We start from the raw sequence: 1,685 nt of genomic DNA, 5'->3' as shown, positions 1-1,685 counted from the left end.
GGGAGATGAATTTCTATTGTTTTCCATAACATTATATGTTATAATATTATCAGAAGTAAAAAGTAAAGTGGTGATATAATGCTAATATTAGATAATAATAATCATTCAGTATTCTTACTGTATTATCATCTTATAATGGTTGTAAAATACAGAAGAAAAGTAATAGACGATAACATATCAAATAGATTAAAGGAGATATTTGAGAATATATCACCCAATTATAATATATCGCTGCAAGAATGGAATCACGATAAAGACCATGTACACATACTTTTCAAAGCAGAGCCAAACTCTGAAATATCTAAATTCATTAATGCTTATAAAAGTGCATCGTCTAGACTCATAAAAAAAGAATATCCGCAGATAAAACAAAAACTTTGGAAAGAATATTTTTGGTCAAGAAGTTACTGTCTTCTTACATCAGGTGGTGCACCTATAGAAGTTATAAAACAGTATATAGAAAGCCAAGGTGAGAAAAGATGATGATATGTCAGCATTTTCTCATAGAACCCACAAAAGAACAAGAAGAAAAGCTTTTTTATACATTGTATTTATGTCGCAAATTATACAACTATTCACTGGATCAAAGAATAAAACATTACAAAGAATATGGCAAAGGGCTTACGTATAAAGAACAGCAGAACATGCTTCCAAAATATAAAAAAGAACATCCAGAATACAAAACAGTACAGTCGCAGATATTACAGGATGTGTTGAGAAGATTAGATAGAGCATATAAAAACTTCTTTGACAAAAGAGCCAAATATCCTAAATTCAAAGATAAATATCACTACACATCAATAACACTTCCACAATGCGAAGCAAAAAGAAACTTTGGGAAAGAAGGATATGTATACATAAAAAATATAGGGCATATAAAAATCAAAGCACATAGAAACTTTGATCCAACAAAAGTCAAAACAATAAACATAAAATACCATGCAGGAAAATGGTATATAAATCTGTCGATTGAAGTAGAAGAAGAAAAAGAAAAAACAGTCATAACAGAAAAAGCAATAGGAGTAGACAAAGGAATAAACTCAATAGCTGCAACATCAGATGGAGAATTATACTCAAATCCTAAATGGCTACAAAAATCAGAGAAGAAACTAAAAAGACTGCAAAGACAATTATCAAGAAAAAAGAAAGGAAGCAAAAACAGAGAAAAGCAAAAGAAAAGATTAGCGAAACTTCATGAAAAAGTAGCGAATCAAAGAAGGGACTATCTACATAAGATAAGCTATAACATAGTAAAACATAATGACATCATATGCGTTGAAGATTTGCAAGTAAAAAATATGATGAAAAATCATAAACTTGCAAAATCGATAGCAAATGCAGGATGGGGAATGTTAGACAAATATCTCCAGTATAAAGCAGAAAAAGAAGGAAAATTATTTGTAAAAGTAGATCCAGCATATACATCACAAAGATGTTCAGGATGCGGGAAAATAGTAGAAAAAGACTTATCAGTAAGAATACACAAATGCGAGTGCGGATTAGAGATAGACAGAGATGTAAATGCAGCAATAAATGTACTATATGAAGGATTAAAACAATTAGGCATAGTAGCATAAGAGTAATAATTTTGTAGGGAAGGTTCCCCCCGAAGTTACGCCCATGGAGATTGTGTAAGACCTGCTGTGAATAGCCGTAGGCAACGGTCTATGAAGTAGGAAGCTCCA

The 1,685-nt window shown here is 31.3% G+C and carries 2 protein-coding genes; both read left to right on the top strand.

Annotated features, from left to right (window positions below; translation table 11 throughout):
• Positions 1 to 78 precede the first annotated feature (78 nt).
• Positions 79 to 483, top strand: coding sequence for an IS200/IS605 family transposase (tnpA, locus tag A6M21_RS17880; protein ID WP_078060501.1), 405 nt, complete (start codon positions 79 to 81; stop codon positions 481 to 483).
• The gene (locus A6M21_RS17875; protein WP_078060500.1) at positions 480 to 1,577 is read left to right on the top strand and encodes an RNA-guided endonuclease InsQ/TnpB family protein; all 1,098 of its coding nucleotides are present in this window, start codon (positions 480 to 482) and stop codon (positions 1,575 to 1,577) included. Before tnpA ends, A6M21_RS17875 begins: the two co-directional genes overlap by 4 nt.
• Positions 1,578 to 1,685: the final 108 nt, after the last annotated feature.

This window comes from Desulfotomaculum copahuensis (assembly GCF_001655685.1).
Lineage (GTDB): Bacteria > Bacillota > Desulfotomaculia > Desulfotomaculales > Desulfovirgulaceae > Desulfotomaculum_G > Desulfotomaculum_G copahuensis.
The sequence above is the reverse complement of the archived record's forward strand: the minus strand, read 5'-3'. Positions and strand labels throughout refer to the sequence as shown.